Below are 24,898 nucleotides of genomic sequence, written 5' to 3'. Positions count from 1 at the left end.
AGGCGCCGGCTGGGCTAGGTTTCCCCGTGGCGCCGCAGGGCCCATTCCACGTGCTCGCGGACCAGCTCCGAAGGGAACCCGCGGCGCGCCTTCAGCGCCTCCAGCACCGGGATGGTCGAGGGCGCGTTGCCCAGCCCCACCGCCAGGTTGCGCAACCAACGTTCGTAGCCGGCGCGGCGCAGCGGCGAACCCTCGGTGCGGCCGAGGAACTCCTCCTCGCTCCAGAGGAACAGTTCGGCGAGTTCGGCGTTGTCCAGGCTGTGGCGCGGCTGAAAGTCGCCCTGCCCGGTGGGGCGGGCGAAGCGATTCCATGGGCAGACGATCTGGCAGTCGTCGCAGCCGAATACCCGGTTGCCGATCAGTGGCCGCAGCTCCAGCGGAATCGCGCCCTTGTACTCGATGGTCAGGTAGGAGATGCAGCGTCGCGCGTCCAGTCGGTAGGGGCCGACGAAGGCCGCGGTCGGGCAGATGTCCAGGCAGGCCGAGCAGCGTCCGCAATGCTCGCTGTCCATCGCCGGGTCGACGGGTAGCGGCATGTCGACGAACAGCTCGCCGAGGAAGAAGTAGCTGCCGGCCTTGCGGTTGAGCACCAGCGTGTTCTTGCCGATCCAGCCGAGGCCGGCCTGTTCGGCGATGGCCTTTTCCAGCACCGGCGCGCTGTCGACGAAGGCGCGGAAACCGAACGGGCCGACTTCGGCCTGGATGCGCTCGGCCAGTTGTTGCAGACGCTTGCGGATCAGCTTGTGGTAGTCGCGGCCGAGGGCGTAGCGCGAGACGTAGGCTTTTTCCGGTGTCGCGAGGACCTGCGCCATGCGCGTGTCGCCGGGCAGGTAATCCATGCGCAGGGATATCACCCGCAGCGTGCCGGGAACCAGCTCGGCAGGTCGCGAGCGCTTGCTGCCGTGCGCCGCCATGTAGTCCATCTCGCCGTGGTAGCCGGCCTCCAGCCAGCGCTGCAGGTGCGCTTCGTGCTCGCCCAGCTCGACGTCGCTGATACCGACCTGCTGGAACCCCAGCTCGCGGCCCCAGTCCTTGATGGACTGGGCGAGGCGGGCGGGGTCCGGCGGGGAAAGGTTGTCGGCCAGAGGTTGGGGAGTCATGGGAGGCAACGAAGACGAGGGAAAGCGAAATGGGATAGGTATAATTCTGCCAGACTGCGCGCCTGACGCCGAATCGATCCGATGACCATGACCTTCCAGCACGACGACCTGCCACTCGCCCTCTATTCCGCCGCCCAGGTGCGCGACCTGGATGCGCGCCTGATCGCTGCCGGCACGCCGGGCTTCGAACTCATGCAGCGCGCCGCCCACGCCGCCTGGCGTGCCTTGCGCCGCCGTTGGCCGGAGGCCGCGGCGCTGACGGTGCTCGCCGGGCACGGCAACAATGCCGGCGACGGCTACCTGATCGCGGCGCTGGCGCAACGTGCGGGTTGGCGAGTGCGGGTGCTGGCGGTCGCGGCGCCGCAGCGGCTTGCCGGCGACGCGGCGCAGGCGCATGCCGCCGCGCTGGCGACCGGGGTCGTGGTGGAGCCCTGGAGCGAGTGCGCCGTGCTCGAGGGCGTAGTAGTGGATGCATTGCTCGGCACCGGCCTGGCAGGTGCCGTGCGCGAGCCCTTTGCGCAGGCCATCCGCCTGGCCAACGCCGCCGACCTGCCGGTGCTGGCGGTGGATATTCCTTCCGGCTTGAGCGCCGACACCGGCGCGGTATTGGGGGAAGCGATCAGGGCGGATCTGACAGTGACTTTCATCGGCCTGAAGATCGGGCTGTTCACTGGCGAGGCGCCGGCACGGGTCGGCGAGCTGGTGTTCGACGAACTCGGTAGCGACGCCGTCGTGCTGCAAGCGCTCCAGCCCCGGGCTCGCCGCCTGGCGCGAAATGCCCTGCCGAGGCTGGCAGCGCGGCCGCGGACCGCACACAAGGGGCTGTTCGGCCACCTGCTGGTGGTCGGCGGCGACACCGGCATGGGCGGGGCCGTGCTACTGGCCGCGGAAAGCGCCCTGCGCTGCGGCGCCGGGCTGGTCTCGGCGGCGACCCGCGTCGAACATGTGCCGGCGTTGCTGAGCCGTTGTCCCGAGGTCATGGCCCATGGCGTGGCGTCGGCGAACCAACTGCTGGCCCTTGCCGAACGCGCCAGCGTGCTGGTGCTCGGTCCCGGGCTTGGCCAGCGCGCCTGGGGTCGCAGCCTGCTGAGCGCTGTCCGGTCGCGACCGTTGCCGCAGGTCTGGGATGCCGACGCGTTGAACCTGCTGGCCCTGGAACCGGTCGGAGCAGGGCCGCAGACATGGATTCTGACGCCGCATCCCGGCGAGGCCGCGCGCCTGTTGGGTCGCTCGACCGCCGAGGTGCAGGCGGATCGTCCGGCGGCGGCGCTGGAACTGGCGCGTCGCTACCAGGCGGTGGTGGTGCTGAAGGGCGCCGGCAGCCTGGTCGCCGCGCCCGACGGACGACTCGCCGTCTGTTCCCAGGGGCATCCGGCGATGGCCGGCGCCGGCCTGGGTGACGTGCTGTCGGGCATCACCGGTGCCTTGCTGGCCCAGCGCGTGGAGGCGTTCGAGGCGGCCTGCCTGGCGGTCTGGCTGCATGCCGCCGCCGGTGAGCGGCTCGGCGCCCAGGGTCGCGGGCTGGCGGCGACCGATCTCATACCTACCGTTCGTCAGTTGCTCGAGGAGTGCAGTCCGTGTCTGAAGTGATCCTGTCCGCCGAAGGGGAAGACGCGATGCTCGAACTGGGCGGGCGCATCGCCCGGGTCAGCGGGGGGCAGGGGGTGATCTACCTGCATGGCGACCTCGGCGCCGGCAAGACCACCCTCTCGCGCGGCATCCTGCGCGGCCTCGGCCATGCCGGCTCGGTGAAAAGCCCGACCTTTACCCTGGTCGAGCCTTACGAAATCGGCGAGCTGCGCGCCTACCATTTCGACCTGTACCGGCTCGCCGATGCGGAGGAATTGGAGTTCTTCGGCATCCGCGACTATTTCGACGGCAGCGCACTCTGTCTGATCGAGTGGCCCGAGCGCGGTGCGGGCGTTTTGCCAACCGCCGATCTGGACATTACCATTACTGCCCAAGCGGGTGGACGGACACTGCGCCTGGTACCGCACGGTGCGCGGGGCGAAGCCTGGTGTGCCACCCTGACCATGGGAGCATGAGAAAAACGATGGGTTGGGGCTTGCGTCTGCGGACGTTGTTGACTGGGGTGATGATTCTGCTGGCCTGCCAGGTCGGCGAGGTTCTGGCCGCCGCGCAAATCAAGAGCGTGCGGATCTGGCGCGCTCCGGACAACACCCGTCTGGTCTTCGATCTCTCCGGTCCGGTGCAGCACAGCCTGTTCACCCTGGCCGCACCCAACCGTATCGTCATCGACGTCAGCGGCGCCCAGCTGGCGACCCAGCTCAACGGTCTCAAGCTCGGCAACACCCCGATCACCGCGGTGCGCTCCGCCCAGCGCACGCCCAACGACCTGCGCATGGTCCTCGACCTGTCGGCGCAGGTCACCCCGAAAAGCTTCGTCCTGCCGCCCAACCAGCAATACGGCAACCGCCTGGTGGTCGATCTCTACGACCAGGGCGCCGACCTGACCCCGGACGTACCCGCGACGCCGACCCCGAGCGTGCCGGTCACTCCGGTGACGCCGACCCAGCCGGTGGCCAAGCTGCCGTTGCCGACCAAGGGCGGTACCCGCGATATCGTCATCGCCATCGACGCCGGCCACGGCGGTGAAGACCCTGGCGCCCTTGGCCCGGGCGGGTTGCACGAGAAGAACATCACCCTGTCGATCGCTCGCGAGCTGCAACGCCAGATCAACCAGGTGCGCGGTTACCGGGCCGAGCTGACCCGTACCGGCGACTACTTCATCCCACTGCGCAAGCGCACCGAGATCGCCCGCAAGAAGGGCGCCGACCTGTTCGTCTCGATCCATGCCGACGCCGCGCCGAGCCGCAGCGCCTTCGGTGCCTCGGTGTTCGCCCTGTCCGACCGCGGCGCCACTTCGGAAACCGCGCGCTGGCTGGCCGACAGCGAGAACCGTTCCGACCTGATCGGCGGCGATGGCAGCGTCAGCCTCGGCGACAAGGACCAGATGCTCGCCGGCGTGCTGCTCGACCTGTCGATGACCGCCACCCTCTCGTCGAGCCTGGACGTCGGCCACAAGGTGCTGACCAATGTCGGCCGCATCACTTCGCTGCACAAGCGTCGTGTCGAGCAGGCCGGGTTCATGGTGCTGAAGTCGCCGGACATCCCGTCGATCCTGGTGGAAACCGGCTTCATCTCGAACGTCAACGAGTCGCGCAAGCTGGCCAGCGCCAGCCATCAGCAGGCCTTGGCGCGTTCGATCACCAGCGGCATCCGCCAGTATTTCCAGCAGAGCCCGCCGCCCGGCACCTACATCGCCTCTTTGCGCGCCCAGGGCAAGCTCTCCATGGGGCCGCGCGAGCACGTGGTGCGGCCCGGAGAGACCCTGGCGATGATCGCCCAGCGCTATGAAGTGAGCATGGCCGCGCTGCGCAGCAGCAACAGCCTGTCCAGCGACAACCTGAAAGTCGGCCAGGCCCTGTCCATCCCGAGCACCGCCCTGGCGGCCCAGTGATGAGTGAAGCACCGCGTATCCAGCTGCTGAGTCCGCGGCTGGCGAACCAGATCGCCGCCGGTGAGGTGGTCGAGCGTCCCGCCTCGGTGGCCAAGGAACTCCTGGAAAACAGCCTTGACGCCGGTTCCCGGCGCATCGACGTGGAGGTCGAGCAGGGCGGCATCAAGTTGCTGCGAGTGCGCGACGACGGTCGCGGCATCCCCGCCGACGACCTGCCGCTGGCCCTGGCTCGCCACGCCACCAGCAAGATCCGCGAGCTGGAAGACCTGGAGCGGGTGATGAGCCTCGGCTTCCGTGGCGAGGCGCTGGCCTCGATCAGCTCGGTAGCGCGCCTGACCATGACCTCGCGCACCGCCGACGCTGGCGAAGCCTGGCAGGTGGAAACCGAGGGCCGCGACATGCAGCCGCGGGTACAGCCGGCGGCGCACCCGGTGGGGACCAGCGTCGAGGTTCGCGACCTGTTCTTCAACACCCCGGCGCGGCGCAAGTTCCTGCGCGCCGAGAAGACCGAGTTCGACCATCTGCAGGAAGTCATCAAGCGCCTGGCGCTGGCCCGTTTCGACGTGGCTTTCCACCTGCGCCACAACGGCAAGACCATCTTCGCCCTGCACGAGGCGCGAGACGAGCTGGCCCGCGCGCGCCGGGTCGGCGCGGTGTGCGGCCAGGCATTCCTCGAGCAGGCGCTGCCGATCGAGGTCGAGCGCAACGGCCTGCACCTGTGGGGCTGGGTCGGCTTGCCGACCTTCTCCCGCAGCCAGCCGGACCTGCAGTACTTCTATGTGAACGGGCGCATGGTGCGCGACAAGCTGGTCGCCCACGCGGTGCGCCAGGCTTATCGCGACGTGCTGTACAACGGCCGGCATCCGACCTTCGTGCTGTTCTTCGAAGTCGATCCGGCGGTGGTGGACGTCAACGTGCACCCGACCAAGCACGAAGTTCGCTTCCGTGACAGCCGGATGGTCCATGACTTCCTCTATGGCACCTTGCATCGTGCGCTGGGCGAGGTCCGTCCCGACGACCAGCTCGCGCCGCCCGGGGCGACCAGCCTGACCGAGCCGCGACCGACCGGCGCTGCCGCCGGCGAGTTCGGCCCGCAGGGCGAGATGCGCCTGGCTGAGAGCGTGCTGGAGAGTCCGGCGGCACGGGTGGGCTGGAGTGGCGGCTCGTCGGCCTCCGGCGGCTCCTCCGGCTATTCCGCCTACACCCGGCCGGAGGCGCCGCCTTCTCTGGCCGAGGCCGGTGGCGCCTACAAGGCCTACTTCGCGCCGTTACCCGCGGGCGAGGCGCCAGCCGCGTTGCCCGAGAGCGCCCAGGACATCCCGCCGCTGGGTTACGCCCTGGCGCAGCTCAAGGGCATCTACATCCTCGCCGAGAACGCCCACGGCCTGGTGCTGGTGGACATGCACGCGGCCCACGAACGGATCACCTACGAGCGCCTCAAGGTGGCGATGGCCAGCGAAGGCTTGCGTGGGCAGCCGTTGCTGGTGCCGGAGTCGATCGCGGTCAGCGAGCGCGAGGCGGATTGCGCGGAAGAGCATTCCAGCTGGTTCCAGCGCCTGGGCTTCGAGCTGCAGCGCCTGGGGCCGGAAAGCCTGGCGATCCGGCAGATCCCTGCGCTGCTCAAGCAGGCGGAGGCGACCCAGTTGGTGCGCGATGTCATCGCCGACCTGCTGGAGTACGGCACCAGCGACCGTATCCAGGCACACCTGAACGAGTTGCTCGGCACCATGGCCTGCCATGGCGCGGTGCGCGCCAACCGGCGCCTGACCCTGCCGGAAATGAACGCCCTGTTGCGCGACATGGAAATCACCGAACGCAGCGGCCAGTGCAACCATGGGCGTCCGACCTGGACCCAGTTGGGCCTGGACGAGCTGGACAAGCTCTTCCTGCGCGGACGCTGAGCCTTGCAGCTTCGGGCGCAAAGCCCGAAGCTATGCGCTTTGTCCAAGAGCTTTCCGATGTCTTCCCTGCCTCCCGCCATCTTTCTCATGGGGCCGACCGCCGCCGGCAAGACCGACCTGGCGATGGCGCTGGCCGATGTGCTGCCCTGCGAGCTGATCAGCGTCGACTCGGCGCTGATCTACCGCGGCATGGATATCGGTACGGCCAAGCCTTCCCGGGAGCTGCTGGCGCGCTATCCGCACCGCCTGATCGATATCCGCGACCCGGCGGAGAGCTATTCGGCCGCGGAATTTCGCGCCGACGCCCTGGCGGCGATGGCCGAGGCCACCGCGCGCGGCAGGATTCCCCTGCTGGTGGGGGGCACCATGCTCTATTACAAGGCGTTGCTCGAGGGCCTGGCCGACATGCCCGGCGCCGATCCCGAGGTGCGCGCGGCGATCGAGGCCGAGGCCCTGGCCGAAGGTTGGGAGGCGCTGCACCGGCAACTCGCCGAGGTCGACCCGGAGTCGGCTGCGCGCATCCACCCCAACGACCCGCAGCGACTGATGCGGGCGCTCGAGGTGTATCGCCTCGGCGGGGTGTCGATGAGCGACCTGCGTCGCCGGCAAAGCGCTGAAAAGGCGGATTTTGACGCGTCAGGCAGGAATCAATTGCCGTATACTGTCGCTCAGCTGGCGATTGCTCCCGAGCAGCGCCAGGTGTTGCACGCGCGGATTGCGCAGCGTTTTCGCCAGATGCTGGAACAGGGTTTCATCGCCGAGGTCGAAGCACTGCATGCCAGAAGTGACTTGCATGCAGGATTACCGTCTATTAGAGCCGTGGGTTACCGTCAGGTGTGGGATTACCTGGATGGCAAGCTGTCCTACGCTGAAATGACCGAACGCGGCATCATCGCTACCCGCCAGTTGGCCAAGCGCCAGTTCACCTGGCTGCGAAGCTGGAGCCATCTACACTGGATGGACAGCCTAGCAGGTGACAATCTGCCGCGTGCCTTGAAATACCTGAAAACGGTCTCCATATTGGCCTGAGACCTTAATTTGTCCGTCTGTTTCCGGAGCGAGACCGGAGTTTGGACGGCGCCAAGTCACCCTATTCGACTACTTCAAACTACGATCCTTAAAGGAGTGCGGCACATGTCAAAAGGGCATTCGCTACAAGACCCTTACCTCAATACCCTGCGGAAAGAACGCGTCCCGGTTTCCATCTATCTGGTCAACGGCATCAAGCTGCAAGGCCAGATCGAGTCCTTCGACCAGTTTGTCATCCTGCTGAAGAACACCGTCAGCCAGATGGTATACAAGCACGCGATCTCCACCGTGGTACCGAGCCGTCCGGTGCGTCTGCCGAGCGGTGACCAGCCGGCCGAGCCGGGCAACGCTTGACGGGAGTCCGCTTTGTTCTTTGAGCGCCCAGGTGGTGGGGAACAGGCTGTTCTGGTGCATCTGGAAGGGCAGAACCCCGAGGCGCGTGAAGACCCGCAGGAGTTCCAGGAGCTGGTGCGTTCGGCCGGCGCGGAAACGGTGGCATTCGTCAGCGTCTCCCGCCACCAGCCGAGCGCCAAATATCTTATCGGCAGTGGCAAGGTCGAGGAGTTGCACGACCTGGTCAAGGCCGAAAACGTCGAGCTGGTGATTTTCAACCACACCTTGACGCCCAGCCAGGAGCGCAACCTCGAGCGAGCGTTCGAGTGCCGCGTACTCGACCGGACCGGGCTGATCCTCGACATCTTCGCCCAGCGCGCACGTACCCACGAAGGCAAGTTGCAGGTGGAGCTGGCGCAACTGGAGCACATGAGCACGCGGCTGGTACGCGGCTGGACCCACCTCGAACGGCAGAAAGGCGGTATCGGCCTGCGCGGTCCGGGCGAGACCCAGCTGGAAACCGACCGACGCCTGCTGCGCGTGCGCATCCGCCAGATCAAGCAGCGCCTGGAGAAGGTCCGCAGCCAGCGCGAGCAGGCTCGACGCGGGCGCAAGCGCGCGGATATCCCGGCGGTCTCCCTGGTCGGCTATACCAACGCCGGCAAATCGACCCTGTTCAATGCGCTCACCGCCTCCGAGGTGTATGCCGCCAACCAGTTGTTCGCCACCCTCGACCCCACCCTGCGTCGCCTGCAACTGGACGATCTCGGGCCGGTGGTGCTGGCCGACACGGTGGGCTTCATCCGTCACCTGCCGCACAAGCTGGTGGAGGCCTTCCGCGCTACGCTGGAAGAGTCGAGCAACGCCGACCTCCTGCTGCACGTGATCGACGCCTACGAGCCCGAACGGGATGCGCAGGTCGAGCAGGTGCTGGCGGTGCTCGGCGAGATCGGCGCCAACGAATTGCCGATGCTCGAGGTCTATAACAAGGTCGACCTGCTACCCTCGGTCGAGCCGCACATCCAGCGCGACGACTCCGGCAAGCCGGTGCGCGTCTGGCTGTCGGCGCAGACCGGCGAAGGCCTCGACCTGTTGCGCCAGGCCATCGCCGAGCTGCTCGGCGAGGACCTCTTCGTCGGGACCTTGCGCCTGCCCCAGCGGCTCGGGCGCCTGCGCGCCCAGTTGTTCGAACTGGGCGCGGTGCAGTCCGAGGCGCACGATGAGGAAGGTTGTACCCTGCTGCAGGTGCGCCTGCCGCGGGCCGAGTTGAACCGCCTGGCGAGCCGCGCTGGCTGGCAGCCGGCGGAGTTCGTTGCGCAACACACTTTGCAATAAAGCCCGTATCGCTGCTTTTGGCAGCGGGCAGGGCATTCGGTAGCATGGGTGGCCGCGCCGCAGGCGCGTTTCGCGTTACTAGATGGAGAGCGCTATGGCTTGGAACGAGCCGGGTGACAACTCGAACAACAACGATCGAGACCCGTGGGGAGGCCGCCGCGGTGGTGGTGGCGGTGGTGACCGCAAGGGGCCGCCCGACCTGGATGAGGCTTTCCGCAAGCTTCAGGACAGCCTGAACGGGCTGTTCGGTGGAAAAAAACGCAGTGGCAACGGTTCCGGCTCCGGTTCCGGCGGCAAGGGCGGTGGCCTGGGCCTGTTCGGTATCGGCCTGGCGATCCTCGCCGTGCTCTGGCTGTACAACGCCATCTATGTGGTGGACGAGCAGGAGCAGGCGGTCATCCTGCGCTTCGGCAAGTATTACGAGACGGTCGGTCCCGGCCTGAACTTCTACTTCCCGCCGATCGACAAGCGCTTCCAGGAGAACGTCACCCGCGAGCGTGCGTACAGCAAGCAGGGGCAGATGCTCACCGAGGACGAGAACATCGTCGAAGTGCCGCTGACCGTGCAGTACAAGATCAGCAACCTGCAGGACTTCGTGCTCAACGTCGACCAGCCCGAGGTCAGCCTGCAGCAGGCGACCGAGAGCGCGCTGCGGCATGTCGCCGGCTCCACCACCATGGACCGGATCCTCACCGAAGGCCGCGAGCAGATGGCGACCGAGGTGCGCGAGCGCCTGCAACGCTTCCTGGATACCTACAGGACCGGTATCACCGTGACCCAGGTGAACATCCAGAGCGCCCAGGCCCCGCGTGAGGTGCAGGAAGCGTTCGACGACGTGATCCGGGCCCGCGAGGACGAGCAGCGCGAGAAGAACCAGGCCGAAGCCTATGCCAACGGCGTGGTGCCGGAGGCGCGTGGCCAGGCCCAGCGCATCATCGAAGAAGCCAACGGTTACCGCGACGAGGTGATTTCGCGCGCCCAGGGTGAGGCGGATCGCTTCTCCAAGCTGCTGGTGGAATATCGCAAGGCTCCGGAAGTGACGCGCGAGCGTCTGTACCTGGACACCATGCAGGAAGTCTTCAGCCAGACCAGCAAGGTGCTGGTGACCGGTCAGCAGGGGCAGAACAACCTGCTCTACCTGCCGTTGGACAAGATGATCGATGGTCGTAACGCCGCCCCCGCTACGGGTGCCGGTGCTTCCGCCGGTGGTGGCAGCGCCAGCGCTTCCGACCTGGGGTCGCGGATCGTCAACGACCTGCGCCAGCAAGACGCGCGTACGAGGGAGAGCCGCTGATGGGCAACAAGTCTTTGATCGCTCTGATCGTCGGTGTCGTCGCCGCCATCGTCCTGTGGAACAGCGTCTACGTAGTCCAGCAGACCGAGCGCGCGGTCATGTTGCGCTTCGGCCGGGTGGTCGAGTCCGACGTCAAGCCGGGCCTGCACTTCAAGATCCCGTACGTCAACCAAGTGCGCAAGTTCGACGCTCGCCTGCTGACCCTGGATGCCCCGACCCAGCGCTTCCTGACCCTGGAAAAGAAAGCGGTGATGGTAGATGCCTATGCCAAGTGGCGGGTGGCGGATGCCGAGCGCTTCTATACCGCTACCTCGGGCCTCAAGCAGATCGCCGACGAACGCCTGTCGCGGCGTCTCGAAGCGGGTCTGCGCGACCAGTTCGGCAAGCGTACCCTGCATGAAGTGGTATCGGGCGAGCGCGACGCGCTGATGGGCGACATCACCGCTTCGCTGAACCGCATGGCGCAGAAGGAGCTGGGTATCGAGGTGATCGACGTGCGGGTCAAGGCCATCGACCTGCCGAAGGAAGTCAACCGCAGCGTCTTCGAGCGGATGAGCACCGAGCGTGAGCGCGAGGCCCGCGAGCACCGCGCCAAGGGTCGCGAACTGGCCGAAGGCATTCGTGCCGACGCCGATCGCCAGCGCCGGGTAATCGTTGCCGAAGCCTACCGCGAGTCGGAAGAGACCCGCGGTGACGGCGACTCCAAGGCTGCCGCGATCTACGCCAAGGCCTATAACCAGGATCCGGAGTTCTATTCCTTCTACCGTAGCCTGAAGGCGTATCGCGAAAGCTTCGCCGAGAAGCGCGACGTACTGGTGCTCGATCCGAGCAGCGAGTTCTTCCGCTATCTGAACAAGGCCAACAAGTAATACTCGGTTCTCCGGCGGGCGGCAGCGCCCGCCGGAGAAATCGTGTTATGATGAGCCAGCCGGGAAATCCCGGCTTTTTTGCGTCCGCGAGAATCATGTGGCAGGAATTCGGCATCGCTTTTTGTCTCGTGCTGGTGCTGGAAGGCATCCTGCCGTTCCTGTGTCCGCGACAATGGCGCGAGGCGGTCACCGGCATCGGCCGGCTGAGCGACCGTCACCTGCGTCTCGTGGGGCTGGGCAGCATGCTGCTCGGCACCCTGCTTCTTTACTGGATTCACTGATGATGTGCCGCCCGGCTGAAAGGGGAGAGGCGAAATGGCAACGGTAGACCGCTGGCTGCTGCCAGATGGGATCGAAGAGGTGCTGCCCCCGGAGGCGGCGCGCATCGAAGCAGCCCGCCGTCAGGTGCTGGATCTGTTCCACCGCTGGGGTTACGAGTTCGTCGTGACCCCGCATATCGAATACCTGGAGTCGCTGCTCACCGGTGCGGGACAGGATCTTGACCTGCGCACCTTCAAGGTGACCGACCCGGCGTCCGGCCGGCTCATGGGTTTCCGTGCCGACATTACGCCGCAAGTGGCGCGGATGGATGCGCACAGCCTGCGCCGCGAGGGACCGAGCCGCCTGTGCTATGCCGGCAGTGTGCTGCATGCGCAGCCGCGCGCGCTGTCCACTTCGCGTAGTCCGATCCAGCTGGGCGCCGAGCTGTACGGCGATCCGAGCCCTGCCAGCGATGTCGAGGTGATCAGCCTGATGCTGGAAATGCTCGAGATGGCGGAAGTGCCGGACGTGCACATGGACCTCGGCCATGTCGGTATCTACCGCGGCCTGGCGCGCGCGGCAGGGCTGTCCGGCGAAGTCGAGCAGCAGTTGTTCGATGCCTTGCAGCGCAAGGCGGTGGACGAGGTCGAGGCGCTGACTGCAGACCTGCCTGCCGAGCTGCGCGGCATGTTGCGTGCGCTGGCCGAGCTATGCGGCGGCCGCGATGCGCTGGAGCAGGGCCGTGCCCGTCTGGCGGCGGCGCCGGCCGATGTCCAGGTGGCGCTGAACGAGCTGATCGAGATCGCCGATTCGCTGGCTGGACGTTTCCCCGGCTTGCCGCTGTATTTCGACCTCGGCGAGCTGCGTGGCTATCACTATCACACCGGCGTGGTGTTTGCGGCCTTCGTGCCCGGCGTTGGCCAGTCCATCGCCCAGGGCGGTCGCTATGATGATATCGGTGCCGATTTCGGGCGCGCCCGCCCGGCCACCGGTTTCTCCACCGATCTGAAAAGCCTGGTCACTCTCGGCCAGGCCCGGTTGGACCAGGCTGTATCGGGTATCTGGGCGCCGGCCGAAGGGGCCGGGCTCTGGCAGGCGGTGCAACGACTGCGCCGCGACGGGCAGCGTGTCGTCCAGGCTCTGCCCGGGCAGGATGCGGCTTCTGCGCGCGAGGCGGGCTGCGACCGGCAGCTGGCGCTGCGCGATGGCAATTGGCAGGTGGCGCCGCTGGCGTCCTGAGATTCCGCCGGCCGCGGCCGGCATCGAACTTCCACGATGGGGACAAGTGTTATGGGTAAGAATGTCGTAGTCCTGGGCACCCAATGGGGTGATGAGGGCAAGGGCAAGATCGTCGACCTGCTCACCGAGCAGGCGGCTGCCGTAGTTCGCTACCAGGGTGGTCACAACGCTGGCCACACCCTGGTGATCGATGGCGAGAAAACCGTCCTGCACCTGATTCCATCGGGCATCCTGCGCGAAGGCGTGCAGTGCCTGATCGGCAATGGCGTGGTGCTGGCGCCGGATGCGCTGCTGCGCGAAATCACCAAGCTGGAAGAGAAGGGCGTGCCGGTGCGCGAGCGCCTGCGCATCAGTCCTTCCTGTCCGCTGATCCTGTCCTATCACGTCGCCCTCGACCAGGCGCGCGAGAAGGCCCGCGGCGAAGCCAAGATCGGCACCACCGGTCGTGGCATCGGCCCGGCATACGAGGACAAGGTGGCGCGTCGCGGCCTGCGCGTCGGCGACCTGTTCCACCGCGAGCGCTTCGCCGCCAAGCTGGGCGAGCTGCTGGACTACCATAACTTCGTCCTGCAGCACTACTACAAGGAGCCGGCCATCGACTTCCAGAAGACTCTGGACGAGGCGATGGAGTATGCCGAGCTGCTCAAGCCGATGATGGCCGATGTCGCTGCGACCCTGCACGACCTGCGCAAGCACGGCAAGGACATCATGTTCGAAGGCGCCCAGGGATCGCTGCTGGACATCGACCATGGCACCTATCCCTACGTGACCAGTTCCAACACCACCGCTGGCGGTACCGCCACCGGTTCCGGCTTCGGCCCGCTGTACCTGGACTACGTACTGGGTATCACCAAGGCCTATACCACTCGCGTCGGCTCCGGTCCGTTCCCGACCGAGCTGTTCGACGACGTCGGCGCCTACCTGGCCAAGCGCGGCCACGAGTTCGGTGCCACCACCGGTCGCGCTCGTCGCTGCGGCTGGTTCGATGCCGTGATCCTGCGCCGCGCCATCGAGATCAACAGCATCTCCGGCCTGTGCCTGACCAAGCTCGACGTGCTCGATGGTCTGGACGTGGTGCGCCTGTGCGTCGGCTACAAGAATGCCGATGGCGATGTGCTGGAAGCGCCGACCGATGCCGACAGCTACATCGGCCTGCAGCCGGTCTACGAGGAAATGCCCGGCTGGAGCGAGTCGACCGTGGGTGCGAAGACCCTGGAAGAGTTGCCGGCCAACGCCCGCGCCTACATCAAGCGCGTGGAAGAACTGGTGGGTGCGCCGATCGATATCATCTCCACCGGTCCGGACCGCAACGAAACCATCATCCTGCGCCATCCATTCGCCTGAGGCGGATAGCGGGGCGATGACGGAACGGGCTGCGCATGCGGCCCGTTTTCATTTCCGGGGTCGGCGCCGCGGCGAGCGGGGGGAGGTGGCGTGGCTCGAAGGGAAAAATCGCGGACAACAAAAAGCCGAGCGATGCTCGGCTGTTTGTCTTGAAGATGGTGCCCAGGAGAAGACTCGAACTTCCACGGTGTTGCCACCGCTAGGACCTGAACCTAGTGCGTCTACCAATTCCGCCACCTGGGCATGCTTTTCAGCATTGTGCGATGATCGCTCATCGACTTGGGTGTTGCAAACCTTGTCGCAGTTTCAATGCCTGGTAGTGGCTGAACTGCTGAAACAAAAACGGTCTAATGCCCGGCTTTGTCTGAAATATGGTGCCCAGGAGAAGACTCGAACTTCCACGGTGTTGCCACCGCTAGGACCTGAACCTAGTGCGTCTACCAATTCCGCCACCTGGGCACTGGAGTCGATGATCGCTCATCGTTTCCGTGTTACAACGTCTCAGCAACGTTGTGGGCGCGAACTATACGAGTACGTATTCTGCTTGTAAACCCCTGATGCGATAAAAATTATTCTGCTGCCGAAGCTGACCGACGAAGCGTTTTCGCGCTTCAATAGAGCAATGGCAGCAAACGCTAAAGAAGAAAAGGTGACCTACCTCTAATGGCCGATTGGCAAAACCTCGATCCCGAGGCCGCTCGCGAAGCGGAAAAGTACGAAAACCCCATCCCCAGCCGGGAACTGATCCTGGCTCACCTATCCGAGCGAGGCGCTCCGGCGACTCGCTCCCAGTTGCTCGACGAGTTCGGGCTCGCCGGCGAGGAGCCGGAAGAGGCCTTGCGTCGTCGCCTGCGCGCCATGGAGCGCGACGGGCAGCTTATCTATACGCGTCGTGGCGCCTACGCGCCGGTGGACAAGCTGGACCTGATCCGCGGCCGCATCAGCGGGCACCGCGATGGCTTCGGCTTCCTGATCCCCGACGATGGCAGCGACGACCTGTTCCTCAGCCCCACCCAGATGCGCCTGGTGTTCGACGGCGACCGCGCCCTGGCCCGGGTGTCCGGCCATGACCGGCGCGGACGCCGCGAAGGCCAGTTGGTCGAGGTGATCGAGCGGGCCCACGAGATCGTGGTCGGCCGCTACTTCGAGGAAAGCGGCATCGGCGTGGTGGTCGCGGACAACCCGAAGATCCAGCAGGAAGTCCTGATCCCGCCGGGCAAGGCCGGCAAGGCCAGGCACAACCAGTTCGTCCAGGTGCGCATCGAGCAATGGCCGAGCATCCACCGCCAGGCCCAGGGCGAGATCGTCGAGGTGCTCGGCGACTACATGGCGCCGGGGATGGAGATCGAAGTCGCCCTGCGCAGCTACGATATCCCCCACGTCTGGCCGGCCGCAGTGGAGAAGGAAGCGGCCAAGCTCAAGCCGGAAGTGGCGGAGAAGGACAAGGAAAAGCGTGTCGACCTGCGCCAGGTGCCCTTCGTCACCATCGACGGCGAGGATGCCCGCGACTTCGACGACGCGGTGTACGCCGAGGCCAAGCGCGGCGGCGGCTGGCGCCTGTTCGTGGCGATCGCCGATGTCTCGCACTACGTGAAGGTCGGTTCGGCGCTGGACGAAGAGGCGGCCAGGCGCGGCAACTCGGTGTATTTCCCCGAGCGGGTGATCCCGATGCTGCCGGAGGTGCTGTCCAATGGTCTCTGCTCGCTGAATCCGCTGGTCGACCGGCTGGCCATGGTCTGCGAGATGACCCTGTCCAAGGCCGGCAAGCTGACCGGCTATCAGTTCTACGAAGCGGTGATCCACTCCCATGCGCGCCTGACCTACACCAAGGTCAGCCAGTTGCTCGAGCATCCCGACAGCGTCGAGGCCGAGAACCTGCGCCAGCAGTTGCCCGGCGTGGTGCCGCACCTGCAGCAGTTGTATGCGCTGTATAAAGCGCTGCTGGCCGGCCGCCATGTCCGCGGCGCGATCGATTTCGAGACCCAGGAAACCCGCATCGTCTTCGGCGCCGACCGGAAGATCTCGGAAATCCGCCCGACCCAGCGCAACGATGCGCACCGCCTGATCGAAGAGTGCATGCTCTGCGCCAACGTGGCGACCGCACGCTTCCTGCAGAAGCACGCCATCCCGGCGTTGTACCGGGTGCATGACGGCCCGCCGCAGGAGAAGCTCAACAACCTGCGCCAGTTCCTCGGCGAGCTGGGGTTGAGCCTCGGCCGCGGCAAGGCCGCGCCGACCCCGGGCGACTACCAGGAGTTGCTGGAGAAGATCCACGACCGCGCCGACTTCCGCCTGATCCAGACGGTCATGCTGCGTTCGCTCAGCCAGGCGGTGTACAGCCCGGACAACAATGGCCACTTCGGCCTCAACTACGACGCCTACACCCACTTCACCTCGCCGATCCGGCGCTACCCGGACCTGCTGGTGCACCGTGCGATCCGCAGTGTGATCCGCTCCAAGGCGGAGACTCCGCACGTGCAGCGGGCCGGCGCGGCGAGCATGCCCAAGGCGCGCATCTATCCGTACGACGAATTGCGCCTGGACCAGTTGGGCGAGCAGTGCTCGATGACCGAGCGGCGTGCCGACGAGGCCACTCGCGACGTGACCAACTGGCTGAAGTGCGAATACATGCGCGAGCGGGTCGGCGAGACCTTCCCTGGCGTAATCACCGCGGTCACCGGTTTCGGTCTGTTCGTCGAGCTGACCGACATCTTCGTCGAAGGCCTGGTCCATGTGACCGCGCTGCCCGGCGATTACTATCATTTCGACGCCGTGCACCATCGCCTCAGCGGCGAGCGCACCGGGCGCAGCTTCCGTCTCGGCGACACCACGGAAGTGGTAGTGGCGCGGGTCGACCTGGACGAGCGGAAGATCGATTTCGAGCTGGCCGGAAACGTGCTGAGCGCGCCGATCGGACGCAAGAAGCGCAACGGCGACAAGTCGGCGAACGCCGGCAAGGCGCCGAAGGGGCGCAAGGGCGCATCCGTGCCCGAGGTCGACCTGGAGCCGGCGCTGGCCAGTCCTGACGCCGCGGTGGTGCCGCGGCGCAAGGCCGGCAAGGTGCAGGCGCTGCCGCCGGTCGCGCCGGAGCTGCTGGCGCAGGCCGCGGAGATGCTCGGCAACACCGACGTGCGCAAGAGTCGCGAGGTGAAGCAGGCGCTGCTCGCCGAGGCGCGCGTCGGCGGCGGCAAGGACAAGGGCGGGAAGAAGGGCAAGGTCGTTCCTGCGGGCAAGAGCGCGAAGGGCAAGGCCAAGGGCGGCAAGCCCGCCGCTGCCGCCAAGCCGGGAAAGCCGACCAAGCATCGCAAGGGGCCTTCCAAGCCGAAGGCCGACAACGCTCCGGCCGCCACCGGGGCGCGCAAACGTAAGGCCAAGTCATGAGTCAGTGGGAAAAGGTCTACGGCGTGCATGCCGTGGAAGCGTTGTTGCGTCATCACCCGAAGCGGGTCAAGCAGTTGTGGCTGGCCGAGGGGCGGCATGATCCGCGGGTCCAGGTGCTCACCGAGCTGGCCGCCGGGTTCCGTATTCCGGTAGGGCAGCGCGATCGGCGCGAACTCGACGAGTGGGCGGAAGGCGTCCACCAGGGCGTGGTCGCGGAAGTCAGCCCCAGCCAGGTCTGGGGCGAAAACATGCTCGAGGAACTGCTCGAGCGGAGCGAGGGCGTGCCGCTGCTGCTGGCCCTGGATGGCGTCACCGATCCGCACAACCTCGGCGCCTGCCTGCGTACCGCCGATGCGGCGGGGGTGCAGGCGGTGATCGTGCCCAAGGACAAGTCCGCGACCCTCAACGCCACCGTGCGCAAGGTCGCTTGCGGGGCCGCCGAGGTGATCCCGCTGGTGGCGGTGACCAACCTCGCGCGCACCCTGGAAAAGCTCCAGCAGCGCGGCCTGTGGGTGGTCGGCACCGCTGGCGAGGCGGACAAGACCCTCTACCAGCTCGACCTCAAGGGGCCGACCGTGCTGGTGATGGGCGCGGAAGGCAAGGGCATGCGCCGGCTGACCCGCGAGCACTGCGACTTCCTCGCCAGGTTGCCGATGGCCGGCAGCGTCAGCAGCCTGAACGTCTCGGTCGCCACCGGCGTCTGCCTGTTCGAGATCCTCCGCCAGCGCACCCCGCTGGAGTGAGCGCGTGCGGGGCCGCCGCGGCGCGGCCCCGCGCCATTCCATCCGCTGTACAAATATTCGCCAATCTTCCTTGCTTCGCCGGTTGCCCTTCTCTAGAATGTCGCCCCTTGCCGCGCGGGCAGGCGTTCGTTCGCCTCTCCGCCAGGCAAGCCAAGAAAACATTCACTCCTTGCCTGACCGTTCTGCGGCAGGCTGCAACCCGTAAGGAGCATTTATGCGTCATTACGAAATCGTGTTCCTGGTTCACCCGGACCAGAGCGAACAAGTCGGTGGCATGGTCGAGCGTTACACCAAGGCCATCGAAGAAGACGGCGGCAAGATCCACCGTCTGGAAGACTGGGGCCGTCGTCAGCTGGCCTACGCCATCAACAACGTGCACAAGGCCCACTACGTTCTGATGAACGTCGAGTGCAGCGCCAAGGCCCTGGCTGAGCTGGAAGACAACTTCCGTTACAACGATGCCGTGATCCGTAACCTGGTCATGCGTCGCGACGAAGCTGTCACCGAGCAGTCCGAGATGCTCAAGGCTGAAGAAAGCCGCAACGAGCGTCGCGAGCGTCGTGAGCGTCCGAACGATAACGCTGAAGGCGCCGATGGCGACGACAACAGCGATAGCGATAACGCTGACGAGTAATTCCGGACCAGTATTGAGGAGCCAATCACATGGCACGTTTCTTCCGTCGTCGTAAGTTCTGCCGCTTCACCGCCGAAGGCGTGAAAGAGATCGATTACAAGGATCTCAACACCCTGAAGGCCTACGTTTCCGAAACCGGCAAGATCGTTCCGAGCCGTATTACCGGCACCAAGGCCAAGTACCAGCGTCAGCTGGCGACCGCTATCAAGCGCGCCCGCTACCTGGCCCTGCTTCCTTACACCGACAGCCACGGCCGTTGAGATCGGGCAGTCGAACGCTGGTAAGGGATAGATCGCATGCGCGCACTGGCTGAGTTCACCATGCGCGGCCGCATGCAGGCCACGCTCGCCGTGGCAGGCTCCGCGGTTGTTCCACTGTTGTTCTGGCTGAGTGCCGCCGCCGGTAGCCTGGTGCTGCTGCGGCGCGGATTCGGCGACGCCTTCGGCGTCCTGGCCTGGGCGGTGCTACCGGCGATGTTCTGGTGGTACCTGGGCGATCCGAGCATCCTTCTGGTCCTGCTCGGTACCCTGACGCTGGCGCAGATCCTGCGCGCCAGCACGTCCTGGAGCCATGTGCTGCTGGGCAGTGTTGCAGTTGGCGTGGTATTCGCGCTGGTGCTGGGGCATACCTCCAGCGAGCTGATCGGCGCCCTGGCGACGGAAGTCACCAAGGTCCTGACCCAGCTTCGCGGGGAGTCCCAGCTGTCGGGCGAAGAGCTGGACAAGTTGCAGGTGGCGCTGGTGCCGACCCTGACCGGGGTCATGGCTTCCTCGCTGCAGGTGACCTGCCTGCTCTGCCTGATGCTCGCGCGGTACTGGCAGGCTTCGCTGTACAACCCGGGCGGCTTCGGCCGCGAATTCCGGAGTTTGCGGCTGGCGCCGGCGGTTGCCGTGATCCTGCTGCTGGGGGCCGTCGTGGTCCCGGCGCTGGAAGTGCAGGCCGCGGTGCTCGGTCCGTTGTGCAGCGTGCCGCTGATCATCGCCGGCGTGGCGCTCGGGCATGGCCTGATCGCCCTGAAGCGCCTCGCGGGTGGTTGGCTGGTGGGCCTGTACCTGGCTGTATTGCTGCTGGGGAACCTGATCTGTCTTTTGGCGGTTGTCGACAGTCTGTTTGATTTTCGTGGACGCCTGGCCCGGCGCCAGGGTTCCACGAACGGTGAAGGTTAAAAGTTAAGAGGTAAGACTCAAATGGAAGTCATCCTGCTGGAAAAAGTCGCCAACCTGGGCAACCTGGGCGACAAGGTGAACATCAAGGGCGGTTACGCCCGTAACTTCCTGCTGCCGCAGGGCAAGGCCACCGTCGCCACCGCCGAGAACGTCGCTGCGTTCGAAGCCCGCCGCGCCGAGCTGGAAAAGGCTGCCGCCGAGAAGAAGGCCGCTGCCGAAGCCCGTGCTGCCCAGCTCTCCGAGCTGGTGGTAACCCTCGGCGCCCACGCTGGCGACGAAGGCAAGCTGTTCGGTTCGATCGGCACCCGCGACATCGCCGAAGCCGTTTCCGCTGCCGGTTACCCGCTGGAAAAAGCCGAAGTTCGCCTGCCCAACGGCGCGCTGCGCAACACCGGTGAGTTCGACGTCGCCGTGCACCTGCACACCGACGTGGAAACCACTCTGAAGCTGATCATCGTCGCTGAGTAAGCGATCCGATCGGTAGGGCTGGGCGGGCATATGCGTGTCCGCGGCAGTCCGCTAACATCGGGCACGGTACCGGCAACGGCACCGTGCCCGTTGTTTTTTCCGCTGTTCCTTTTTCTTGCGTCGAGTCTATGAACGAGATCACCAGCCCCGAGCAATACGACCTGGAAACCACAGCCCTGAAGGTGCCGCCGCACTCGATCGAGGCCGAGCAGGCCGTGCTGGGTGGCCTGATGCTGGACAACAACGCCTGGGAGCGGGTGTCGGACTCGGTGTCCGACGGCGATTTCTACCGCCATGACCATCGCCTGATCTTCCGCGCCATCTACAAGCTGGCCGAGGCCAACCAGCCGATCGACGTGGTGACCCTCTCCGAGCAGTTGGAGAAGGAAGGACAACTGGCCCAGGTCGGCGGCCTGGCCTATCTCGGCGAACTGGCGAAGAACATTCCGTCGGTCGCCAACATCAAGGCCTACGCGCAGATCATCCGCGAGCGCGCCACCCTGCGCCAACTGATCGGCATCAGCAACGAGATCGCCGACAGCGCCTTCCACCCGGAAGGACGCGGCGCCAACGAGATCCTCGACGAGGCCGAGCGGAAGATCTTCGAGATCGCCGAAGCGCGACCGAAGACCGGCGGGCCGGTGGGGATCAGCGATATCCTGGTCAAGACCATCGACCGCATCGACTACCTGTTCAACACCAGCGAGGCGCTGACCGGGGTGTCCACCGGTTTCACCGACCTCGACGAGAAGACCAGCGGCCTGCAGCCGGCCGACCTGATCATCGTCGCCGGGCGTCCGTCGATGGGTAAGACCACCTTCGCCATGAACCTGGTCGAGAATGCGGTGATGCGCACCGACAAGGCCGTGTTGGTGTACTCCCTGGAGATGCCCTCCGACTCGATCGTGATGCGTATGCTCTCGTCGCTCGGTCGCATCGATCAGACCAAGGTCCGTTCCGGCAAGCTCGACGACGAGGATTGGCCGCGCCTGACCTCGGCGATCAACCTGCTCAACGACAAGAAGCTGTTCATCGACGACACCGCCGGCATCAGCCCCTCGGAAATGCGTGCGCGGACCCGTCGCCTGGTGCGCGAGCACGGCGACCTGGCGCTGATCATGATCGACTACCTGCAGCTGATGCAGATACCCGGCTCCAGCGGCGACAACCGGACCAACGAGATTTCCGAGATCTCCCGCTCGCTGAAGGCCCTGGCGAAGGAATTCAACTGCCCGGTGATCGCCCTGTCGCAGCTCAACCGCTCCCTGGAGCAGCGACCCAACAAGCGCCCGGTGAACTCCGACTTGCGCGAATCCGGGGCGATCGAGCAGGACGCCGACGTGATCATGTTCGTCTACCGCGACGAGGTGTACCACCCGGAGACCGAGTTCAAGGGCGTCGCCGAAATCATCATCGGCAAGCAGCGTAACGGTCCGATCGGCACGGTGCGCCTGGCCTTCATCGGCAAATACACGCGCTTCGAGAACCTTGCCGCCGGCATGTACAACTTCGAGGACGAATGACCCGGCTTGGGTCTTGCCCGGCGGGCGCCTTACCATAGGCACCCGTTTCAGTTGCAGGACCCGATGCCATGCGTCCCCTCGTTGCCACCGTCGACCTTTCCGCCATTCGCCACAACTATGCCCTGGCCAAGCGCTGCGCGCCGCAGCGCCAGGCGTTCGCGGTGGTCAAGGCGAACGCCTATGGCCACGGTGCGCGCGAAGTGGTTACCGCGTTGCACGACGATGCCGATGGCTTCGCCGTAGCCTGCCTGGAGGAGGCCGCGGTAGTCCGCGCCTTGCACGCCAGCGCGCGCATCCTGTTGCTGGAAGGCTGCTTCGAGGCGAGCGAATACGCCCTCGCCGGGCAATTGCGCCTGGACCTGGTGATCCAGGGCGCGGAACAGGGCGAGGCGTTCCTCGCCGCCGGCCTGGATATTCCACTCAACGTCTGGCTCAAGCTCGACTCCGGCATGCACCGCCTGGGCTTCGATCCCGTCGCGCTGCGCGCCTGGCATGCGCGCCTGCGCAACCATCCCGGTGTGCGCGAACTGAACCTGATCAGCCATTTCGCCTGCGCCGACGAACGCAACCATCCGCTCACCGAGCAGCAGTTGGAGAGTTTCCTCGGCCTGCTCGACCTGGATTTCGACCAGCGCAGCCTGGCCAACTCGGCGGCGGTGCTGACCATCCCGGCCGCCCACATGGATTGGCTACGGCCGGGGATCATGCTCTACGGGTCGACCCCGCTGGCCGACCTGAGTGCCGCCGAACTGGGCCTGAGGCCGGCCATGAGCCTGGGCGCGCAGTTGATTTCGCTGCGCGAGGTGGCCGTGGGCGAGAGCGTCGGCTACGGCGCCACCTGGATCGCCGAGCGGCCGGCGCGGATCGGCACGGTCAGTTGCGGCTACGCCGACGGCTACCCGCGCACCGCGCCAGCCGGGACTCCGGTACTGGTCGGGGGACGCCGCGCGACCCTGGCCGGGCGGGTCTCGATGGACATGCTGGCGGTCGACCTCTCCGACCTGCCGGAGGCTCGCGTTGGCGACCCGGTGGAGTTGTGGGGCGCCGGGTTGTCGGTGGACGAGGTCGCCCGTGCCTGCGGCACCCTCGGCTACGAGCTTCTGAGCAAGGTTGGTGCGCGGGTTCCGCGTGCCTTCCAGTACGGACCTGGCCGCCTATAGCGCCAGGTCTTTTTTTGAAGTCGTTAACCTGAGTGCCGGCTTTGCTGGGGCAGGCACTTGTTACGCTCTTTATAATCCCTGATTTTCTCTTGGTATTTGTAATAGCTGGATTTTGGTGTCCTCGCTAGTTGTGGGCTTTCAAAGTCGACCCCAATCATTCCGAAGCGATTTCTGTAGCCGAACAGCCACTCGAAGTTGTCCAGAAGACTCCAGAATAGATACCCTTCTACTTTCACTCCTGCATGCCTGGCTGAGAGCACTGCATCAATGTGGTCAGAGAGATACTTTGCCCTGAGTGGATCTAGCACCCTATTTTCAGTGAGTTTTTCATCGTCCACTCCGAAACCGGCTCCGTTCTCCGTTATGATCAGAGTAGGATGGTCGTATTCTTTGTCTATCTGCATTAGTAGTTCGACCAGATGAGAAGGAGAGACGGGGCCGTTATAGGAAGGATACTGGTCTGGATTTGGGCGATTTGCTATTCCGAAGGGTTGGCTTGGATCGTCTTTCACCAGGGTGGGAGAGTAGAAGTTTACGCCGATGAAGTCAGGTCTTCCCTGCATGATCTTTTTCATATCATCCTGAGAGGGCTGGAACGCGGGTGCGTACTTCTGATAGAGAGTTTTTATATCTTTCGGGTAGTTTCCTTTGTAAAGCGCGTCCAGAACCCAGGCATTGTGCACAGAGTTACAGTTCCTCTTGGCTGCGCTGTTCGGGTTCTCATTATCGACACAGGGGGATAGATTCAGGGCAATACCGATTCGTCCCTTGTACCCTGCTTCCTTGTATGAGGTAACCGCTAGCGAGTTCGCCAGCAGGAGGTTGTGCATGGCCTCTGCCTGAGCTGCGCGTGACTCTACGGATAGTACTTTCTCATAGGGTGAGGGGGTCTCGGTGAGGAAGTTCTCTACCAAGGGCGTCAGGGTAAAGATATTGCCCTCCGGCTCATTGAAAGTTATGAAGTAAGGTACCTCTTCGCCAAAATTGCTGAAAATGAGCTTTGCGTAGCCAGCGAACCAGTCGGGCGATTTAGAGGAGTACCATCCACCTTTCTTGTAAAGAGCTAAGGGCATATCCCAGTGGTAAAGTGTTACAATTGGAGTTATTCCGGCATTCTTCAAATCTTGTATGAGTATCTTGTAGTACTCGAGCCCTTTGGGGTTTATCGTCTGGCCATCGGGCAGCACTCGTGCCCAGCTTATCGAGAAACGGTACGAGTTGACTCCGAGTTTGCGCATCAGATCTATGTCTTTTAGATAGACGTCTCTGGATATCTGGTTCGTGGCAACATCGCCAGTGTGGCTCTCTCCGATAAGATACTTGGTAATGCCTCTATGGGTGAAGTCGTCCCAGTTCGAAGGTCCTTTCCCGTCCAGATTCCAACCGCCCTCTACCTGATAGGCCGCTGAGGCCGTTCCCCAGAGAAAGTTGCAGTTTTCCTGAGGCTTCGCAGTGGCCAGCGAGGTATCATATAGGAGCGCAAGAGAAAGAAGCGCGAGACGGTTCTTTATATTTTTTTTTAGGGTTTTTCGAAAATTTTTAAATTGGAGGAGGCTTCTTCGCATTTTTATGGTTTTTTAGGTTGGTTTATGATTGTAGGGGTCTAGGTGTTTTCGTGATATCGAGTCGATTTTTAT

The 24,898-nt window shown here is 64.9% G+C and carries 22 protein-coding genes and 2 tRNA genes; 20 read left to right on the top strand and 4 right to left on the bottom strand.

Going from position 1 to position 24,898, the window contains the following annotated elements; translation table 11 throughout:
- Window positions 1-14: 14 nt before the first annotated feature.
- A complete protein-coding gene (gene queG, locus M6E97_RS21765; RefSeq protein WP_003110324.1) occupies window positions 15-1,100 on the bottom strand; it encodes a tRNA epoxyqueuosine(34) reductase QueG in 1,086 nt (361 codons plus the stop codon).
- Window positions 1,101-1,181: 81 nt separating this feature from the next.
- Here queG and M6E97_RS21760 point away from each other — a divergent pair, with 81 nt between their 5' ends.
- The 12 genes from M6E97_RS21760 to M6E97_RS21705 all read left to right on the top strand — a co-directional run bounded on the left by M6E97_RS21760 (window position 1,182) and on the right by M6E97_RS21705 (window position 14,186).
- Window positions 1,182-2,690, top strand: a complete 1,509-nt coding sequence (locus M6E97_RS21760; protein ID WP_009314350.1) for a bifunctional ADP-dependent NAD(P)H-hydrate dehydratase/NAD(P)H-hydrate epimerase — start codon at window positions 1,182-1,184, stop codon at window positions 2,688-2,690.
- Window positions 2,678-3,145, top strand: a complete 468-nt coding sequence (gene tsaE, locus M6E97_RS21755; protein WP_003095664.1) for a tRNA (adenosine(37)-N6)-threonylcarbamoyltransferase complex ATPase subunit type 1 TsaE — start codon at window positions 2,678-2,680, stop codon at window positions 3,143-3,145. Before M6E97_RS21760 ends, tsaE begins: the two co-directional genes overlap by 13 nt.
- A gap of 8 nt (window positions 3,146-3,153) precedes the next feature.
- A complete protein-coding gene (amiB, locus tag M6E97_RS21750; protein WP_003123571.1) occupies window positions 3,154-4,581 on the top strand; it encodes an N-acetylmuramoyl-L-alanine amidase AmiB in 1,428 nt (475 codons plus the stop codon).
- Window positions 4,581-6,482, top strand: a complete 1,902-nt coding sequence (gene mutL / locus M6E97_RS21745) for a DNA mismatch repair endonuclease MutL (protein ID WP_003106411.1) — start codon at window positions 4,581-4,583, stop codon at window positions 6,480-6,482. Before amiB ends, mutL begins: the two co-directional genes overlap by 1 nt.
- 57 nt (window positions 6,483-6,539) lie before the next feature.
- Window positions 6,540-7,511: a tRNA (adenosine(37)-N6)-dimethylallyltransferase MiaA gene (miaA, locus tag M6E97_RS21740; RefSeq protein ID WP_003109468.1), complete on the top strand. Its 972-nt coding sequence runs from the start codon at window positions 6,540-6,542 to the stop codon at window positions 7,509-7,511.
- 105 nt (window positions 7,512-7,616) lie between these two features.
- Window positions 7,617-7,865, top strand: coding sequence for an RNA chaperone Hfq (hfq, locus tag M6E97_RS21735; RefSeq protein WP_003095657.1), 249 nt, complete (start codon window positions 7,617-7,619; stop codon window positions 7,863-7,865).
- A 12-nt stretch (window positions 7,866-7,877) separates the two neighbouring features.
- On the top strand, window positions 7,878-9,179 hold the full coding sequence (hflX, locus tag M6E97_RS21730; RefSeq protein WP_003095652.1) for a ribosome rescue GTPase HflX: 1,302 nt from the start codon (window positions 7,878-7,880) through the stop codon (window positions 9,177-9,179).
- Between the two features lie 94 nt (window positions 9,180-9,273).
- A complete protein-coding gene (hflK, locus tag M6E97_RS21725) occupies window positions 9,274-10,473 on the top strand; it encodes an FtsH protease activity modulator HflK (RefSeq protein ID WP_003116168.1) in 1,200 nt (399 codons plus the stop codon).
- Window positions 10,473-11,342, top strand: a complete 870-nt coding sequence (hflC, locus tag M6E97_RS21720; protein ID WP_003106429.1) for a protease modulator HflC — start codon at window positions 10,473-10,475, stop codon at window positions 11,340-11,342. The genes hflK and hflC overlap by 1 nt, the downstream gene beginning before the upstream one ends.
- A gap of 95 nt (window positions 11,343-11,437) precedes the next feature.
- The gene (locus M6E97_RS21715; RefSeq protein WP_003095647.1) at window positions 11,438-11,623 is read left to right on the top strand and encodes a DUF2065 domain-containing protein; all 186 of its coding nucleotides are present in this window, start codon (window positions 11,438-11,440) and stop codon (window positions 11,621-11,623) included.
- 34 nt (window positions 11,624-11,657) lie between these two features.
- Complete coding sequence (locus M6E97_RS21710; protein ID WP_003095644.1) at window positions 11,658-12,842, top strand: ATP phosphoribosyltransferase regulatory subunit; 1,185 nt, start codon at window positions 11,658-11,660, stop codon at window positions 12,840-12,842.
- A gap of 51 nt (window positions 12,843-12,893) precedes the next feature.
- A complete protein-coding gene (locus M6E97_RS21705; protein ID WP_003095642.1) occupies window positions 12,894-14,186 on the top strand; it encodes an adenylosuccinate synthase in 1,293 nt (430 codons plus the stop codon).
- Window positions 14,187-14,342: 156 nt separating this feature from the next.
- On the opposite strand, the gene M6E97_RS21700 is transcribed toward M6E97_RS21705, so the two are convergent.
- Both M6E97_RS21700 and M6E97_RS21695 read right to left on the bottom strand, forming a co-directional pair.
- Window positions 14,343-14,429: transfer RNA gene (locus M6E97_RS21700), tRNA-Leu, on the bottom strand.
- A 129-nt stretch (window positions 14,430-14,558) separates the two neighbouring features.
- Window positions 14,559-14,645: transfer RNA gene (locus M6E97_RS21695), tRNA-Leu, on the bottom strand.
- Between the two features lie 204 nt (window positions 14,646-14,849).
- On the opposite strand from M6E97_RS21695, the gene rnr reads away from it, so the two are divergent.
- From rnr to alr, 8 genes are all read left to right on the top strand, one after another.
- Window positions 14,850-17,567, top strand: coding sequence for a ribonuclease R (rnr, locus tag M6E97_RS21690; RefSeq protein WP_004347671.1), 2,718 nt, complete (start codon window positions 14,850-14,852; stop codon window positions 17,565-17,567).
- On the top strand, window positions 17,564-18,310 hold the full coding sequence (rlmB, locus tag M6E97_RS21685) for a 23S rRNA (guanosine(2251)-2'-O)-methyltransferase RlmB (RefSeq protein WP_003095638.1): 747 nt from the start codon (window positions 17,564-17,566) through the stop codon (window positions 18,308-18,310). The genes rnr and rlmB overlap by 4 nt, the downstream gene beginning before the upstream one ends.
- Before the next feature lie 214 nt (window positions 18,311-18,524).
- Window positions 18,525-18,944 carry a 30S ribosomal protein S6 gene (gene rpsF, locus M6E97_RS21680; protein WP_003095636.1) on the top strand — a complete coding sequence of 140 codons (420 nt, stop codon included), beginning with the start codon at window positions 18,525-18,527 and terminating at the stop codon, window positions 18,942-18,944.
- A 29-nt stretch (window positions 18,945-18,973) separates the two neighbouring features.
- Window positions 18,974-19,204, top strand: coding sequence for a 30S ribosomal protein S18 (rpsR, locus tag M6E97_RS21675; RefSeq protein ID WP_003095634.1), 231 nt, complete (start codon window positions 18,974-18,976; stop codon window positions 19,202-19,204).
- Between the two features lie 36 nt (window positions 19,205-19,240).
- Window positions 19,241-20,110, top strand: a complete 870-nt coding sequence (locus tag M6E97_RS21670) for a hypothetical protein (protein WP_003095630.1) — start codon at window positions 19,241-19,243, stop codon at window positions 20,108-20,110.
- Between the two features lie 21 nt (window positions 20,111-20,131).
- Window positions 20,132-20,578: a 50S ribosomal protein L9 gene (gene rplI / locus M6E97_RS21665; protein WP_003095627.1), complete on the top strand. Its 447-nt coding sequence runs from the start codon at window positions 20,132-20,134 to the stop codon at window positions 20,576-20,578.
- A 128-nt stretch (window positions 20,579-20,706) separates the two neighbouring features.
- On the top strand, window positions 20,707-22,101 hold the full coding sequence (dnaB, locus tag M6E97_RS21660) for a replicative DNA helicase (protein WP_003095622.1): 1,395 nt from the start codon (window positions 20,707-20,709) through the stop codon (window positions 22,099-22,101).
- A 68-nt stretch (window positions 22,102-22,169) separates the two neighbouring features.
- Window positions 22,170-23,261, top strand: a complete 1,092-nt coding sequence (gene alr / locus M6E97_RS21655; protein WP_019484479.1) for an alanine racemase — start codon at window positions 22,170-22,172, stop codon at window positions 23,259-23,261.
- A 23-nt stretch (window positions 23,262-23,284) separates the two neighbouring features.
- On the opposite strand, the gene M6E97_RS21650 is transcribed toward alr, so the two are convergent.
- Window positions 23,285-24,826 (bottom strand): glycoside hydrolase family 1 protein, encoded by a 1,542-nt coding sequence (locus M6E97_RS21650; RefSeq protein ID WP_033937844.1) that lies wholly within the window; start codon window positions 24,824-24,826, stop codon window positions 23,285-23,287.
- Between the last annotated feature and the right edge of the window lie 72 nt (window positions 24,827-24,898).

Origin of the sequence: Pseudomonas sp. B111, assembly GCF_026428275.1 — a bacterium.
Taxonomy (GTDB): domain Bacteria; phylum Pseudomonadota; class Gammaproteobacteria; order Pseudomonadales; family Pseudomonadaceae; genus Pseudomonas; species Pseudomonas aeruginosa.
Note: the sequence above shows the minus strand (reverse complement) of the source record. Positions and strands in the feature narration are given on the sequence as shown.